The sequence below is a fragment of the Streptomyces sp. ITFR-6 genome, from assembly GCF_031844725.1.
Classification (GTDB): Bacteria; Actinomycetota; Actinomycetes; order Streptomycetales; family Streptomycetaceae; genus Streptomyces.
Window position 1 is genome coordinate 978754 of sequence record NZ_CP134612.1, and the last position, 13814, is coordinate 992567.

The window sequence follows — 13814 nt, forward strand, 5'->3', positions numbered from 1 at the left end:
CGGGCCGGTGGTGCTGGGTCAGGCTGGTGAGAAGAGGTGGTCGCTGATGAGCCTGGCCGCGCCGATCACTCCGGCGGCGGGTCCCAGCTCACCCAGCACGATGGGAAGGTTGCCGGTGGCCAGCGGCAGGGACTGCCGGTAGACCTGGGTCCGGACGCTGGCCAGCAGCGTGTGACCCAGTCCGGTCACCCCGCCGCCGATCACCACCAGACCGGGGTTGAAGAAGCTGACGAGTCCCGCGATGACCTGCCCGACCCGGTTTCCGCCTTCGCGGATCAGGTCGAGCGCGGTGGCGTCGCCGGCGGCCGCGGCGGCGGCGACGTCGACGGCGGTGAGTTTCCCGGACACCGACAGCCGGGCCGCGAGCTCCGAGGACTGCCCGGCACGGGCGGCGTCCTCGGCGTCGCGGGCCAGTGCGGCGCCGCTGAAGTGCGCTTCCAGACAGCCCCGGTTGCCACAGGCGCAGGGGCGCCCGTCCGGTTCGACCTGGATGTGGCCGATGTCGCCCGCACTGCCCGTCGTACCGCGGTGGACCTCTCCGCCGACGACGATGCCGCAGCCGATACCGGTACCGATCTTGACGCAGAGGAAGTCGCCCACGGAGCGCGCGACGCCCGCGTGCTGCTCCCCCATCGCCATCAGGTTCACGTCGTTGTCGACCATCACGGGGCAGCCCAGCTCCTGGCTGAGCGCCTCGCGGACCGGGAAGCCGTCCCAGCCGGGCATGATCGGCGGTGCGACCGGAATCCCCTCGGGGAAACGGACCGGTCCCGGTACGCCGATGCCCGCGCCGTCGAACCCCTCGGCGAGCCCGGAGGCCCGGAGCTTGGCCGCCATGGACAGCACCTGCTCGAAGATGGCGACGGGGCCTTCGCGTACGTCCATGGGGTGGTTGAGGTGGCCCAGGACCTCCAGCTCCGCGTTGGTGACCGCCACATCGACCGAGGTGGCGCCGATGTCGACGCCGAGGAAGCGCAGCGCCGGGGCGAGCCGGATGTTGTGCGAGCGACGCCCGCCGCGGGATGCGGCGAGTCCGTCGGCCACCACAAGGCCGGTCTCCAGCAGTCTGTCCACCTCGACGGCGAGCTTGGAGCGGGAGAGATCGACCTGATCCCCCAGCTGTGCCCGTGAGTTGGGTCCGCCGTCGCGCAACAGCCGAAGCAGTCGCGCCTGATGTGCATTCGCGGGTCGTGCCGTCATACGTCTCACGCGCCCCTCCCCGCCACATCGGCCTGTCCGTCGGGCTTTGGAGGGGAACGTAGCAGCGCTTTCCCGGAGTGGGAAGAAGTTGCGCAGGAATCCACCGCAACTTTCTCCACCCTGAGGACAAAGATGGGAGGAGCGCCGGGCCCGGTCACCGGACCGGCCTGCTCCTCGGCCGGCGTCCGAGGGCCTTTAGGACGCGAGCGATCGCCCGCCGTCCAGGGGCTGCCGAGCACCGTTGCCCCCTCAGGGACAGCGGATCACCTGACCCGCGTAACTGAGGTTCCCGCCGAAGCCGAAGAGCAGCGCCGGGGCCCCGGTGGCGACCTCGCCCCGTTCCACCAGCTTGGACAGGGCCATCGGGATCGAGGCGGCGGACGTGTTGCCGGAATCCACCACGTCCCTGGCGATGACCGCGTTGACCGCGCCGATCTTCCTGGCGACCGGTTCGATGATCCGCAGGTTGGCCTGGTGCAGCACCACCGCGGCGAGGTCCTCCGGGGTGAGTCCGGCCTTCTCGCACACCTTGCGCGCGATGGGCGGCAGCTGGGTGGTCGCCCAGCGGTAGACCGACTGGCCCTCCTGGGCGAAGCGCGGCGGCGTCCCCTCGATCCGTACCGCGTCCCCCATACCGGGAACGGAACCCCACAGCACCGGCCCGATCCCCGGCCGCGCGGCCGGGCCGGAGTCCGCGACCACGACCGCGGCCCCGGCGCCGTCCCCCATCAGCACGCAGCTGGAGCGGTCGGTCCAGTCGACGATGTCGCCCATCTTGTCGGCGCCGATCACCAGCGCGCGGGTGGCCGCCCCGGCGCGTACGGCATGGTCGGCGGTGGCGAGAGCGTGGGTGAAACCGGAACAGACCACGTTGATGTCCATCACCGCGGGCGACGTCATGCCGAGGCGGGCGGCGACCCTGGCCGACATGCTCGGTGACCGGTCGATCGCGGTGGAGGTGGCGACGAGAACCAGATCGATGGCCGAGGGCTGGAGCCCGGCAGCGGCGAGCGCCTTGGCCGCCGCGTGCGCGGCCAGCTCGTCCACCGGCTCTTCGGGGCCGCCGAGGTGACGGGTCTTGATGCCGACGCGGCTGGTGATCCACTCGTCACTGGTGTCGACCATGGCCGCGAGGTCATGGTTGGTGAGCACCTTGGCGGGCTGATAGTGGCCGAGCGCCACGACACGTGAGCCGGTCATATTCAGGTTCCCCTCGCTACATATGGCAGGAACCATCCAGTCTTGGTCGCTACTGACCGGTACAGAGGCACGTGATCCCACAGGATTACCGCTCAACGATTGGAGGCTTGACAACAGCCCCGCCCAGGCGGGCCGCATACTGCAGACAATATGTCCGCCGCCCGGCGCGCACGCCGGGACCAGCGTCGGCCTCGCCCCTCACGTGCAGCACAATGGGACCGTGGGGGGCCGCCTCGCCGCAGCCGGTGGTCCATGGGCAACCTCCGCGCCAAGGGCCGCTTCGGCTTCCACCACGTACAGAAATCGGGTCTGACGGTCATGGGACGGGTCACCGAGCGCCGCCGCACCATCCGCATCCGGGACGGGGTCGTGTCCACCCGCCCCGACACGCTCGTCGCGGAGGAGCCCCTGGAGATCCGGCTGAACGGCAAGCCGCTCGCCATCACGATGCGCACCCCCGGCGACGACTTCGCGCTGGCGGCGGGCTTCCTGGTCAGCGAGGGCGTGATCGGTGAGGGCCATGAGGTGCAGTCGATCGTGTACTGCGCCGGGGCGACGGCCGACGGGGTCAATACGTACAACGTGGTGGACGTGCGGCTCGCGCCCGGTGTCGTGGTCCCGGACATCACGCTGGAGCGCAACGTCTACACGACGTCGTCCTGCGGGCTGTGCGGCAAGGCCAGTCTGGACGCGGTCCGCACCACGACCCGGCATCCGGTCGCCGACACTCCCCCGCTCCGGGTGGAGCCCTCGCTGCTGTCCGCCCTCCCCGACCGGCTGCGCGCCTCGCAGCAGGTGTTCGACCGGACCGGAGGCCTGCACGCGGCGGCGCTGTTCTCCGAGACGGGCGAGCTGATGGACATCCGGGAGGACGTGGGCCGGCACAACGCGGTCGACAAGCTGGTCGGGCGGGCCCTCACGGATCACCGGCTGCCGCTGTCCCGGACGATCCTGCTGGTCTCCGGCCGGGCCTCCTTCGAGCTGGCGCAGAAGGCGGTGATGGCAGGCATCCCGATGCTGGCGGCCGTCTCCGCGCCGTCCTCCCTCGCCGTCGACCTGGCGGCGGAGACCGGCCTGACCCTGGTCGGCTTCCTGCGGGGGCCTTCCATGAACGTGTACGCGGGTGAGCACCGCATCGCACTGGAGGCGGAAGCGGAAGCGGAAGCGGCGGCCGGGCGGGGCTGAGGCCCCCGCGCCGTCAGCTCACGGTGACGGGCGCCGCCTGCGGCGCCCCGCCGTCCGCAGGCGTCTCCCGCAGGTCACGGGCGCGCCGCTTCGCGAGCACCGCGCACACCATCAGCTGCATCTGGTGGAAGAGCATCAGCGGCAGCACGGCCAGGCTCGCCTGCGCGCCGAACAGGACGCTGGCCATGGGCAGGCCGGAGGCCAGGCTCTTCTTCGAGCCGGCGAACTGGATGGCGATGCGGTCCTCCCGGCCGAAGCCGAGCCGCTTGGCCCCGTACCAGCTGAGCGCGAGCATCAGCGCGAGCAGCACCGCCTCCGCGGCGAGCAGCGCTCCGAGCCTGGCCGGGGTGACCTGGTGCCAGATGCCGGCGACCATGCCCTCGCTGAACGCGGTGTAGACGACGAGCAGGATCGAGCCCCGGTCGACCAGGCCGAGGATCCTCTTGTGCCGGGCGATGAAGCCGCCGATCCAGCGGCGCAGCAGATGTCCCGCGACGAACGGCAGCAGCAACTGAACGCCGATCTTCATCAGCGCGTCCCCGGAGAATCCGCCGCCGCTGTTGCCGAGCAGCGCGGCCGCGAGCAGCGGGGTGACGAAGATTCCGGCGATCGAGGAGAAGGAGCCCGCGCAGATCGCGGCGGGCACGTTGCCCCGGGCGATCGAGGTGAAGGCGATCGACGACTGGATGGTCGAGGGGACCAGGCAGAGGAAGAGGAAGCCGCTCTGGAGCTGGGGTGTCAGCACGTACGGGACCAGCCCCCTGCTCGCCAGCCCCAGCAGCGGGAAAGCGACGAACGTGCAGGCCAGGACGGTGAGGTGGAGCCGCCAGTGCCGGACGCCGTCGAGCGCCTCCGCGGTGGAGAGCCGCGCGCCGTAGAGGAAGAAGAGGAAGGCGACCGCTCCGGTGGAGGCCCCGCCCGCGACATCGGCGGCAGTGCCCGAGGCCGGCAGCAGCGCCGCGAGTACGACGGTACCGATCAGCGCCAGGATGTACGGGTCGATCGGCAGCCAGGACGGCAGCTGCGGCTTGCGGCGGCTCATGTGCTCCACGTGTTCTCTCGTTCAGGGGTCTTGCCCCGGGGCTGTCCCGTAGCCATCGTGCCCCTGACCACCGAAATCGGGAATCCCGTATACCGCTCTGACTGTGATCACGGTTCGCGATAACGTGGCTCCATGTACGAGCCCGCGCAGTTGCGAACCTTTCTCGCGGTCGCCCAGACGCTGAGCTTCACCCGGGCCGCCCGCCGGCTCGGGGTGCGGCAGTCCACGGTGAGCCAGCACGTGCGGCGGCTGGAGGAGGCGGCCGGACGGCAGCTGTTCACCCGTGACACGCACCGGGTCGACCTCACCGTGGACGGGGAGGCGATGCTTGGTTTCGCCCGGACGATCCTGGCTGCCCACGAGCGGGCGTCGGCGTTCTTCACCGGCACCCGGCTGCGCGGCCGACTGCGGTTCGGGGCCTCGGAGGACTTCGTGCTGACCCGGCTGCCGGAGATCCTCCAGGCGTTCCGCGGCGACCACCCCGACGTCGAGCTGGAGCTCACGGTGGAGTTGTCGGGGACGCTGCACCAGCAGCTGGCGGCGGGCCGGCTGGATCTGGTGCTGGCCAAGCGGCGGACCGGTGACACACACGGGGAGCTCGTCCGGCAGGACGCGCTGACCTGGATCGGTGCACCGGCGCTGCGGATCGACCCGGACCGGCCGGTGCCGCTGGTCCTCTTCCCGCCGCCGGCCATCACCCGGGCCCGCGCCCTTGAGGTGCTGGAGGGGCAGGGCCGTTCCTGGCGAGTGGCGTGCACCAGCGGCAGCCTCAGCGGGCTGACCGCCGCCACCCACGCGGGGCTCGGCGTGATGGCGCACAGCCGGGGCCTGATCCCGCCCGGCCTGGTCCCGCTGCCGGCCAGGGCGGGGCTGCCGGATCTGGGCGAGGTGGATTTCGTCCTGCTGCACGGCCGCCGCCGGGACGGTGCGCAGCAGGCGGCGGACGCGCTCGCGGCGGCGATCCTGGCGGGCGGCGACCGGCTGATCCGTCCACCGGGGATTGCGGGACGGTCCTGAGGGGGAGAATGAGCGGAACGCGGCGGCCGGTTCCGGGGCGGCTCAATCCGGTCAGGCCCGGCAGCTGCGGAGCAAACCCCCGTATCCGCACGGAACGGCAGTGATCGCGGCGTACAGATTCGGTGGAGATTCCCGCGCGAGCCACTTACTCCTTGGCCGGAAGCGCGCCCGAGCCTTGCCCATCTGGCCGGATTTCAGCCCCTGACCAGTGCAGACGCCATGTTTCACCGGCCGTTGCGGGCTCTCCCGCGGCGGCGTCCGGTGGGGTAGCGTCACGGCGCTGTGCGGAGCGCCACAAGGAGCAGGTCATTGCGCGAGTTCACTGTCCCACCCATGGCGGCCGCGCCCCACGTGGGCGGGCTCGCTGATGTGGTTTTCGACTACGCCGAGGAGGATCCGCACCGGATCGCCCTCGGCCGCAAGGACGCGTCCGGGCACTGGCTGGATGTCACCTCCGGCACGTTCCGCGACGAGGTGCTCGCCCTGGCCAAGGGGCTGATCGCACACGGCGTGCGGTTCGGGGACCGGGTCGCCCTCATGTCGCGCACCCGCTACGAGTGGACGCTCTTCGACTTCGCCCTGTGGGCGGTCGGCGCACAGTCCGTTCCGGTCTATCCGACGTCCTCGGCCGAGCAGGTCCTGTGGATGCTCCATGACGCCGAGGTCTCGGCGGTGATGGTCGAACACGAGGACCACGCGATGACGGTCGCCTCGGTCATCGACCAGCTGCCCCAGTTGAAGCGGCTGTGGCAGCTGGACACCGACGCGGTGTCCGAACTGATCGCCGCGGGCGCCCATGTCGAGGACGAGGTGGTGCACAGGCACCGGCGCGCCGTCACGCCCGACTCGGTCGCGACCGTCATCTACACGTCGGGCACGACGGGCCGGCCCAAGGGCTGTGTGATCACGCACGCCAACTTCATGTTCGAGACGGAGACGATGGCTTCGCGGTGGGAGTCGGTCTTCCACTCCCGGCCGGGCGACGAGGCCGCGACCCTGCTCTTCCTGCCGCTGGCACACGTCTTCGGACGGATGGTGGAGGTCACGGCGATCCGGGGCCGGGTGAAGCTGGGCCACCAGCCGGAGCTGTCGGCGAAGGCGCTGATGCCGGACCTGGTGACGTTCCGCCCCACGTTCATCCTGGCGGTCCCGTACATCTTCGAAAAGGCCTTCAACGGAGCCCGCCGCAAGGCCGAGACGGAGGGCAGGCTCGGCCCCTTCGACAAGGCCGTGGACATCGCGGTGAAGTACGCGGAGGCGATGGAGGCCCGCGCGTTCGGCACCGGCCCCGGGCCGTCCGCCGGGCTGCGGATGCAGCACCAGTTCTTCGACAAGGTCGTGTACAAGAAAGTGCGCGAGGCGATGGGCGGCCGGATCCGGCACGTCATGTCCGGCGGCTCGGGGATGGAGCGGCAGCTCGGGCTGTTCTTCGCGGGCGCCGGCGTCACGGTGTACGAGGGGTACGGGCTGACCGAGACGACCGCGGCGGCCACCGCCAATCCGCCGGAGCGCACCCGGTACGGCACGGTCGGGCAGCCGATCCCCGGCACCACGGTGCACATCGCGGCCGACGGCGAGATCTGGGTGTACGGCCGCAATGTGTTCTCCGGGTACCTGGGCGACCCGAAGTCCACCGACGCGGTGCTGAACGACGGCTGGCTGGCCACCGGGGATCTGGGCGCGCTGGACGAGGACGGCTATCTGACGATCACCGGGCGCAAGAAGGAGATCCTGGTGACGTCCGGCGGCAAGAGCGTCTCGCCGGCCGGTCTGGAGGAGCGGGTGCGGGCGCATCCGCTGGTGGCGCAGTGCATCGTGGTCGGCAACGACCGGCCGTACATCGCGGCCCTGGTCACCGTGGACCAGGAGTCGGTGGAGCACTGGCTCGCCATGCAGGGCCGGCAGCGGCTGTCACCGGGCGAACTGGTGCGGGACCCGGATCTGGAGATGGAGGTCCGGCGGGCCGTGGTGGCCGCGAACACGGCGGTGTCACAGGCCGAGTCGATCCGGACATTCCGGATTCTGGCCCATCAGTTCACCGAGGAGCACGGGCTGCTGACCCCGTCGCTGAAGCTGAAGCGCAAGGCGATCGAGACGGCCTACGCGGCCGAGGTGGACGCGCTGTACCGCTGAGCCGGAAAGAACGGGTCCGCAAACGGGAATGTGCGGGCTGTCTTGATCGTTGATCTTTCGAGTCCCACCTCCCAACGTAAGGATCGACCGCTCGTGAGCCAGGTCCCCTCCCTCACCCTCAACAACGGCGTCGAGATGCCCCAGCTCGGTTTCGGAGTCTGGCAGGTGCCGGACGACGAGGCCGCGAAGGCGGTCGCCACAGCCATCGAGTCCGGGTACCGCAGCATCGACACCGCCGCGATCTACCGGAACGAGGGGGGCACCGGCAAGGCCATCGCCGCCTCCGGTGTCGCCCGCGACGAGCTCTTCGTGACCACCAAGCTGTGGAACAGCGAACAGGGCTACGACTCGACGCTGCGCGCGTTCGACGCCTCGCTGGACAAGCTCGGTCTCGACTACGTCGACCTGTACCTGATCCACTGGCCGGTTCCCGCCAAGGACGCGTACGTGGACACCTACCGGGCGTTCGAGAAGATCTACGCGGACGGCCGCGCGAAGGCCATCGGCGTGTCGAACTTCCTTCCCGAGCACCTGGAGCGGCTGCTCGGCGAGACCTCGGTCGTACCCGCGCTCAACCAGATCGAGCTGCACCCGCAGCTTCAGCAGGCCGAGTCCCGCGCTCTGCACGCCAAGCACGGCATCCTCACCGAGGCCTGGTCGCCGCTGGGTTCCGGCAAGGGCCTCCTGGAGGTCCCGACGGTGGTCGCGGTCGCGCAGAAGCACGGCCGCACGCCCGCTCAGGCGGTGCTCCGCTGGCACCTCCAGACCGGCCATGTGGTGATCCCGAAGTCCGTGACCCCGTCGCGGATCGCGGAGAACATCGATGTGTTCGGCTTCGAGCTGGACGAGGACGACCTGGCCGCGTTCGCGGCGCTGGACGAGGGCAAGCGGCTCGGCTCGCACCCGGGTGAGTTCAACCTCGGCGCCTGAGCCGGAAGGTCAGCGGTGACGTTTCGTCGCTGAGGTGACAGGAAGGGAGTCCGCCGGTCCGGCGGACTCCCTTCGTCGCGCTCAGGCCTTGCGGCCGAGATGGAACGTCCGGGCCAGCAGCAGGAAGGTATCGGGGCGCCGGTGCAGTCCGGCCGGGTCCTCGGGGTCGGCCAGCCGGTCTAGCACCGCGTTGTCCTCGGCGTCGAGCCGCTCGCCCAGGCTCTCGCGGCGGCGGGTGAAGTTCTCGATGACGTGATTCCGAGCCACCTCGCTGAGGGGCGCGGGCAGGTCGAGCAGGAAGCTCCGGGTGCCCTGCGGGTCGAGGCCCACGGCGGTGAAGAGGGCGGCCCAGTTCTCGGTCTCCCGCTTGGTGCCGGGCAGCTCCGCCCGCATCTGCTCGAAGGTCTCGGCCTGGATCACATCGAGCCGCTCCTCCAGACCGGGCCGGCCGAAGCCGATGTCGCGCGGGAGCTGGCGGGGCTGCAGCCCGCCCTCCACGAGGGCGACGGTGCCGCCGGGGCGCAGCAGCCCGGCGAATCCGGCGAGTGCGGCGCGCTGGTCGCCCATGTGGTGCAGCGCGTTGCCCGCCCAGATGAGGTCCGCCTCTCCGGCGCGGTCCAGTTCGGCGGGCAGGTCCGCGTGCAGGGTGGTGACGCGGTCACCGAGCCCGAGCCGCTTCGCGCGGTCGCGGGTGCGCTCCAGCAGGGCCGGGGTGCCGTCCACGGCGACGACCTCGGCCTCCGGGAACACCTCGGCGAGCAGGCAGGCGACGACGCCCGGCCCGCTGCCGATGTCCAGGACCCGGCGGACCTCCGGAGCGCCGGGCAGACCGGCGATCCAGCGGGCCGCCTCCGTGTACTGGCCGGTGCTGAGTTCGGCGTTCTTCTCCAGCAGCGGGCCGATGGCGTCCCAGTCGAGATCGGAGCCGTGATGGTGGGCATGGCCGCTCTCGTGCCGGTGGCCGTGGCTGCTGTCGCGGTGGCGACCGTGACCGGTGTCGTTGCTCATGGGGACAGCCTCACCACACATCAGGCCATGGGCAAATCTTGTTGCCGGTCCGGCAAGCCCCGTCCGTTCCGGTATTCCTGCGGACCGACCCCGCGCACCCGCTTGAACGCGGTACTGAAGGCGAACGCCTGGCTGTAGCCGACCTTCCGGGCCACCGCCTCGACCGTCGCGTCCGTCTCCCGCAGCAGATCCGCCGCGACGGCGAGGCGCCAGCCCGTCAGGTACGCCATCGGCGGCTCCCCCACCAGTTCGGTGAAGCGGCGGGCGAGTCCGGCCCGGGAGACTCCGGTCCGGTCGGCCAGGGCGGCGACCGTCCAGGGGTGGGCCGGCTCGTTCTGGAGCAGCCGCACCGCCTGCCCGACGACGGGGTCACCCAAGGCCCTGTACCAGGCGGGGGCCTCTGCTCCGGGCCGGGAGAACCAGGTGCGCAGGGCGTCGATCAGCAACAGGTCGAGCAGCCGGTCCAGCACCACGCTCTGCCCCGGTTCGTCCCTGGCGATCTCACGGTCGAGCAGCGTCAGCAGCGGGCTGCCGCGATCATCGCCGGGGAGGAGGACCAAGGCGGGCAGGGCGTTCAGGAGGCGTCTGCTGATCTCGCCGTCCAGCAGGTAGGTGCCGACGAGCATGGACGCCTCGCCGTCCGGGGCGTTGCCCCAGGTGCGTACGCCCAAGTGCATGGACTGGGCGAGTGGTTCGCCGCGCAGGGTGGTGCAGATGCCGCCCGGACCGATCCGGGTCTGCGGCCGGGTGCCCGGCCGGTTCGCGACGGTGTACGGCTCGGGGCCGCGCGCGATGGCCAGGTCGCCGGGGCGCAGCAGCACGGGTTCGGTGTCGTCGGCGGGCACGATCCAGGCCTCGCCCTCGGTCATCGACATCAGGCAGAGCGGAGCCCGGTCCTCGATCCGTACGGACCACGGGGGCTCCATCACCATCCGCAGCAGGAAGGCCCCTCTTGCCCGCGGCCCGTCCAGAAGTCCGGCAAGTGCGTCCATGGGCAGCAGCGTAGACGTTCACGAAGGGAGCTGAGCGGCTGAGGGATGGAGGGGGCGGAGCCGCGCGGCGAACCTTGAGTCATGACAAACGACATGGCGAAGCAGCGGCAGGAATCGCGTACGGCCGGCCCGGTGCTGGTGACGAGCGGGACGGGCAAGACGGGCCGCCGGGTGGTGGAGCGTCTCGCGGCGCGCGGGGTGCCGGTACGGTCCGGATCGCGCGGGGGCGAGGTGGTGTTCGACTGGGCGGACGAGTCGGGCTGGGAGGCGGCGCTGCGGGGTGCGGACGCGGCGTACATCGCGTACTACCCCGACCTGGCGGCGCCCGGAGCCCCGGAGGCGATGACGGCCTTCGGGCGGATCGCGCGGGGCTGCGGGGCGCGGCGGCTCGTGCTGCTGTCTGGGCGGGGCGAGCCGCAGGCGGTGGTCGCGGAGGAGGCGCTGCGGGCGGCGGCCGGGGATGCCGAACTCACCGTGGTGCGCTCGGCGTTCTTCGCGCAGAACTTCAGCGAGGGCGCGCTGCTCGACGGGGTGCTGGCCGGCGAGCTGGTGTTCCCGGCCGGCTCCACCGCCGAGCCGTTCGTGGACGCCGGGGACCTCGCCGACGTGGTGGTCGCGGCGCTGTGCGGGGAGGACGGTGCGGGGCAGGTGCACGAACTGACCGGTCCCCGGCTGCTGACCTTCGCGGAGGCGGCCGCCGAGATCACCCGGGCGACCGGCCGCGAGGTGCGCTACCTCGCGGTGACGGCACCTCAGTACGCTTCGATGCTTGAGGAGTTCGGCGTGCCGGAGGCCGAAGCGGACTTCCTGGCGGAGTTGTTCGCGATGCTGCTGGACGGGCACAACGCCACGGTCACGGAGGGCGTCAAGCACACGCTTGAGCGTGACGCGACGTCGTTCACCGACTTCGCCGCAGAGGCCGCGCGGAGCGGAGCCTGGGACGCGTCGGAGGCGTAGGACGCGTAGGAGGCGTCAGGCGCTGCCCGGCCGGGGCCCGCGTCACACCCGGGCCGGGCCCGCGCCGCGGCGTCCCAGGATTCCAAAGACCCCCGTGTCCTCTTGCGTGTGCGGGCAGCCCGTCCTACCATCCTGAACGCGTTCAGTCGCGCGCGGAGAAGCGGAAGGCGACCCGGCTCAGGGTGCTGTCATCGGCCGAACGGCTCTTCCGCGAGCAGGGGTTCGGCTCCAGCACGATCCGCCAGATCGCGACCGACGCCGAGGTGAGCACCGGGACCGTCATGTCGGTCGGTGACAAGGACGCGCTGCTCATCGCCATCTTCGACACCTGGATCGCCGCCGTGCACCACGGCCGGGAGGCCGAGCACGGGCGGGGCGACGGTACGCCGCTGTCCCCCGCCTCCGCGGCCCGGGAGATCCTGGATCTCGTCGAACCCTTCATCAGCTACTTCGCACTCGACATCGAGCTGTCCCGGGAGTACGCCGCGGTCATCGTCCGGGGCACCCATGAGTCGGAGGTCTTCCAGACCCTCGCCCGAGCCCTGCTCAACGAACTCGAATCCCTCCTGGCCCACACACCGCTCACCGCCACCGCCGCGGGCACCGGCGCGCGCACCCTCTACTTCGCCTACCTGGGCATCCTCATGACCGTCGGCAACGGCGCCCTGGACCATCGGGGCGCGATCGACCGGTTCCAGGAAGTCATCCATTTCGTCGTCGACCGCGAAGGAACACAACGATGATCAGCACTCCCGACCCGTGGTGGCCGACCGCCCTGCTCGCCCTGGTGCTCCTCTGCGACGCGGCCATGTCCGTACGCCCCCCGGCGTTCATCCAGCAGTGCCTGGAAGGCGTGCGCTTCCCCCGCGACTGGTGGTGGGTGCTGGTGGTCGTCAAGTTCCTGGCGGCGGCCGGACTTGCCGCCGGACTCCGGTACGAGGGTGTCGCCGTGACGACCAACGCCGCGGTCATCGCCTACTTCCTGTGCGCCGCCTACGCCCACTACCGGGCCCGGTTCCTCAAGCAGGAGTTCTGGCTGAACTGCCTGGGGATGCTCGTGCTGTCGACAGCGGTCCTGTTCGTCTCCCACCTGTCCACGCTCTGACCGGCCCCCGGCCCCGCCGCCGCCCGGTCACGATTGCCAGCAGCGGTACGGGGCCATAACTTGCCGTAAGGGAGCTTGAGTTGCGCCATCTGCGTACCGTCCGTGCCATCGCCGACACCGGAAGTCTCACCAAGGCCGCCGCCGCGCTCGGCCTCGCGCAGCCCGCACTGAGCGCACAGCTGCGCCGGATCGAGAGGGCACTCGGGGGCCCGCTGTTCGACCGGGACCACACGGGTGCGCGGCCGACACCGCTGGGTGAGCTGGTGCTCGACCGGGCCCGAGTGGTGCTGCCTGCCGTCAGTGAACTCCAGGCGGAGGCGGTGCGGTTCGCCAACGCGCGCGGGACCATGGAGCGCTTCCGGCTGGGCGGCACGCACGGCCCGCTGCTCGGCGGGCTCGTGGACCGGCTGGCGACGGCGCACCCGGCCGCGCCGGTATCCACGTACACCAGCTGGTCGGTGGCCGAGATCGCCGCCCAACTGGTCGACGGACGGCTCGACTTCGCGCTCATCGGCGCCTGCGGAGAGAGCCCGCCGCCGGTCGCGGACCGGCTGACGTGGCAGCTCGTCGGGGTCGATCCGGTCTTCGTGATGCTGCCCGAGGACCATCCGCTGGCCGGGGCGCCCGAGCTGGAGCTCTCCGCGCTGGCGGACGAGTGCTGGGCCGATGTGCCGGGCGACGGCTGTTTCGCGGACTGCTTCGTGGCGGCCTGTGCGCGGGCGGGATTCAGCCCGGTGTCGGTGTACGAGACGGACACCGTGTCGGTGGTCCATCTGGTACGGGTGGGGCGTGCCGTCGGGCTGTGCCGGGCGACGTTCCCGCCGACGCCCGGCGTGGTGACCCGCCCGATCACCGGTTCACCGCTGAGCTGGCGCCATCTGCTGGGCTGGCATCCGCGCTCGGCGGCGGCCTCAGCGGCGGCCGCCTCGGTGAGCGGGCACACCCGCGCGGCCTACGCGGAGGCGGTAAGGCGCAGCGAGAGCTGCGCGCGGTGGCTGGCCGCGCATCCCCGGTTCGGCGCGACCACCTGACGGGCCGTTGGCTG

General features: G+C 71.3%; 13 protein-coding genes. 8 read left to right on the forward strand and 5 right to left on the reverse strand.

Going from position 1 to position 13814, the window contains the following annotated elements; translation table 11 throughout:
* Window positions 1-18: 18 nt before the first annotated feature.
* Together RLT59_RS04250 and RLT59_RS04255 are read right to left on the reverse strand one after the other, a co-directional pair.
* Window positions 19-1200, reverse strand: coding sequence for an ROK family transcriptional regulator (locus tag RLT59_RS04250; RefSeq protein ID WP_311302120.1), 1182 nt, complete (start codon window positions 1198-1200; stop codon window positions 19-21).
* 249 nt (window positions 1201-1449) lie between these two features.
* Window positions 1450-2400, reverse strand: a complete 951-nt coding sequence (locus tag RLT59_RS04255) for a beta-ketoacyl-ACP synthase III (RefSeq protein WP_311302121.1) — start codon at window positions 2398-2400, stop codon at window positions 1450-1452.
* Between the two features lie 318 nt (window positions 2401-2718).
* On the opposite strand from RLT59_RS04255, the gene fdhD reads away from it, so the two are divergent.
* Window positions 2719-3585, forward strand: a complete 867-nt coding sequence (gene fdhD / locus RLT59_RS04260; protein ID WP_311307613.1) for a formate dehydrogenase accessory sulfurtransferase FdhD — start codon at window positions 2719-2721, stop codon at window positions 3583-3585.
* 13 nt (window positions 3586-3598) lie between these two features.
* On the opposite strand, the gene RLT59_RS04265 is transcribed toward fdhD, so the two are convergent.
* Window positions 3599-4627 carry a bile acid:sodium symporter family protein gene (locus RLT59_RS04265; protein ID WP_311302122.1) on the reverse strand — a complete coding sequence of 343 codons (1029 nt, stop codon included), beginning with the start codon at window positions 4625-4627 and terminating at the stop codon, window positions 3599-3601.
* 132 nt (window positions 4628-4759) lie between these two features.
* Here RLT59_RS04265 and RLT59_RS04270 point away from each other — a divergent pair, with 132 nt between their 5' ends.
* The 3 genes from RLT59_RS04270 (at window position 4760) to RLT59_RS04280 (ending at window position 8707) form a co-directional block, all read left to right on the forward strand.
* A complete protein-coding gene (locus RLT59_RS04270) occupies window positions 4760-5644 on the forward strand; it encodes a LysR family transcriptional regulator (protein ID WP_311302123.1) in 885 nt (294 codons plus the stop codon).
* A 333-nt stretch (window positions 5645-5977) separates the two neighbouring features.
* Window positions 5978-7777: an AMP-dependent synthetase/ligase gene (locus RLT59_RS04275; RefSeq protein WP_311302124.1), complete on the forward strand. Its 1800-nt coding sequence runs from the start codon at window positions 5978-5980 to the stop codon at window positions 7775-7777.
* Between the two features lie 93 nt (window positions 7778-7870).
* The gene (locus tag RLT59_RS04280; protein WP_311302125.1) at window positions 7871-8707 is read left to right on the forward strand and encodes an aldo/keto reductase; all 837 of its coding nucleotides are present in this window, start codon (window positions 7871-7873) and stop codon (window positions 8705-8707) included.
* Window positions 8708-8788: 81 nt separating this feature from the next.
* Here the strand turns inward: RLT59_RS04280 and RLT59_RS04285 are convergent, their stop codons facing one another.
* Both RLT59_RS04285 and RLT59_RS04290 read right to left on the reverse strand, forming a co-directional pair.
* Window positions 8789-9715: a class I SAM-dependent methyltransferase gene (locus RLT59_RS04285; protein WP_311302126.1), complete on the reverse strand. Its 927-nt coding sequence runs from the start codon at window positions 9713-9715 to the stop codon at window positions 8789-8791.
* 20 nt (window positions 9716-9735) lie between these two features.
* A complete protein-coding gene (locus RLT59_RS04290) occupies window positions 9736-10707 on the reverse strand; it encodes an AraC family transcriptional regulator (RefSeq protein ID WP_311302127.1) in 972 nt (323 codons plus the stop codon).
* An 81-nt stretch (window positions 10708-10788) separates the two neighbouring features.
* Between RLT59_RS04290 and RLT59_RS04295 the strand changes: the two genes are divergently transcribed.
* The 4 genes from RLT59_RS04295 to RLT59_RS04310 all read left to right on the forward strand — a co-directional run bounded on the left by RLT59_RS04295 (window position 10789) and on the right by RLT59_RS04310 (window position 13800).
* Window positions 10789-11664, forward strand: coding sequence for a Rossmann-fold NAD(P)-binding domain-containing protein (locus RLT59_RS04295; RefSeq protein WP_311302128.1), 876 nt, complete (start codon window positions 10789-10791; stop codon window positions 11662-11664).
* A 182-nt stretch (window positions 11665-11846) separates the two neighbouring features.
* Window positions 11847-12407 (forward strand): TetR/AcrR family transcriptional regulator, encoded by a 561-nt coding sequence (locus RLT59_RS04300; protein WP_311302129.1) that lies wholly within the window; start codon window positions 11847-11849, stop codon window positions 12405-12407.
* Complete coding sequence (locus RLT59_RS04305) at window positions 12404-12769, forward strand: DoxX family protein (RefSeq protein ID WP_311302130.1); 366 nt, start codon at window positions 12404-12406, stop codon at window positions 12767-12769. The genes RLT59_RS04300 and RLT59_RS04305 overlap by 4 nt, the downstream gene beginning before the upstream one ends.
* A gap of 80 nt (window positions 12770-12849) precedes the next feature.
* Window positions 12850-13800: a LysR family transcriptional regulator gene (locus tag RLT59_RS04310; protein ID WP_311302131.1), complete on the forward strand. Its 951-nt coding sequence runs from the start codon at window positions 12850-12852 to the stop codon at window positions 13798-13800.
* Window positions 13801-13814: the final 14 nt, after the last annotated feature.

Bases quoted from the DNA above. Each gene is read 5' to 3' on its own strand.
- RLT59_RS04305 (WP_311302130.1), top strand. From the start codon at position 12,404: ATGATCAGCACTCCCGACCCGTGGTGGCCGACCGCCCTGCTCGCCCTG.
- RLT59_RS04285 (WP_311302126.1), bottom strand. From the start codon at position 9,715: ATGAGCAACGACACCGGTCACGGTCGCCACCGCGACAGCAGCCACGGC.
- RLT59_RS04255 (WP_311302121.1), bottom strand. From the start codon at position 2,400: ATGACCGGCTCACGTGTCGTGGCGCTCGGCCACTATCAGCCCGCCAAG.
- RLT59_RS04275 (WP_311302124.1), top strand. From the start codon at position 5,978: ATGGCGGCCGCGCCCCACGTGGGCGGGCTCGCTGATGTGGTTTTCGAC.
- fdhD (WP_311307613.1), top strand. From the start codon at position 2,719: ATGGGACGGGTCACCGAGCGCCGCCGCACCATCCGCATCCGGGACGGG.
- RLT59_RS04295 (WP_311302128.1), top strand. From the start codon at position 10,789: ATGACAAACGACATGGCGAAGCAGCGGCAGGAATCGCGTACGGCCGGC.
- RLT59_RS04290 (WP_311302127.1), bottom strand. From the start codon at position 10,707: ATGGACGCACTTGCCGGACTTCTGGACGGGCCGCGGGCAAGAGGGGCC.
- RLT59_RS04250 (WP_311302120.1), bottom strand. From the start codon at position 1,200: ATGACGGCACGACCCGCGAATGCACATCAGGCGCGACTGCTTCGGCTG.
- RLT59_RS04270 (WP_311302123.1), top strand. From the start codon at position 4,760: ATGTACGAGCCCGCGCAGTTGCGAACCTTTCTCGCGGTCGCCCAGACG.
- RLT59_RS04265 (WP_311302122.1), bottom strand. From the start codon at position 4,627: ATGAGCCGCCGCAAGCCGCAGCTGCCGTCCTGGCTGCCGATCGACCCG.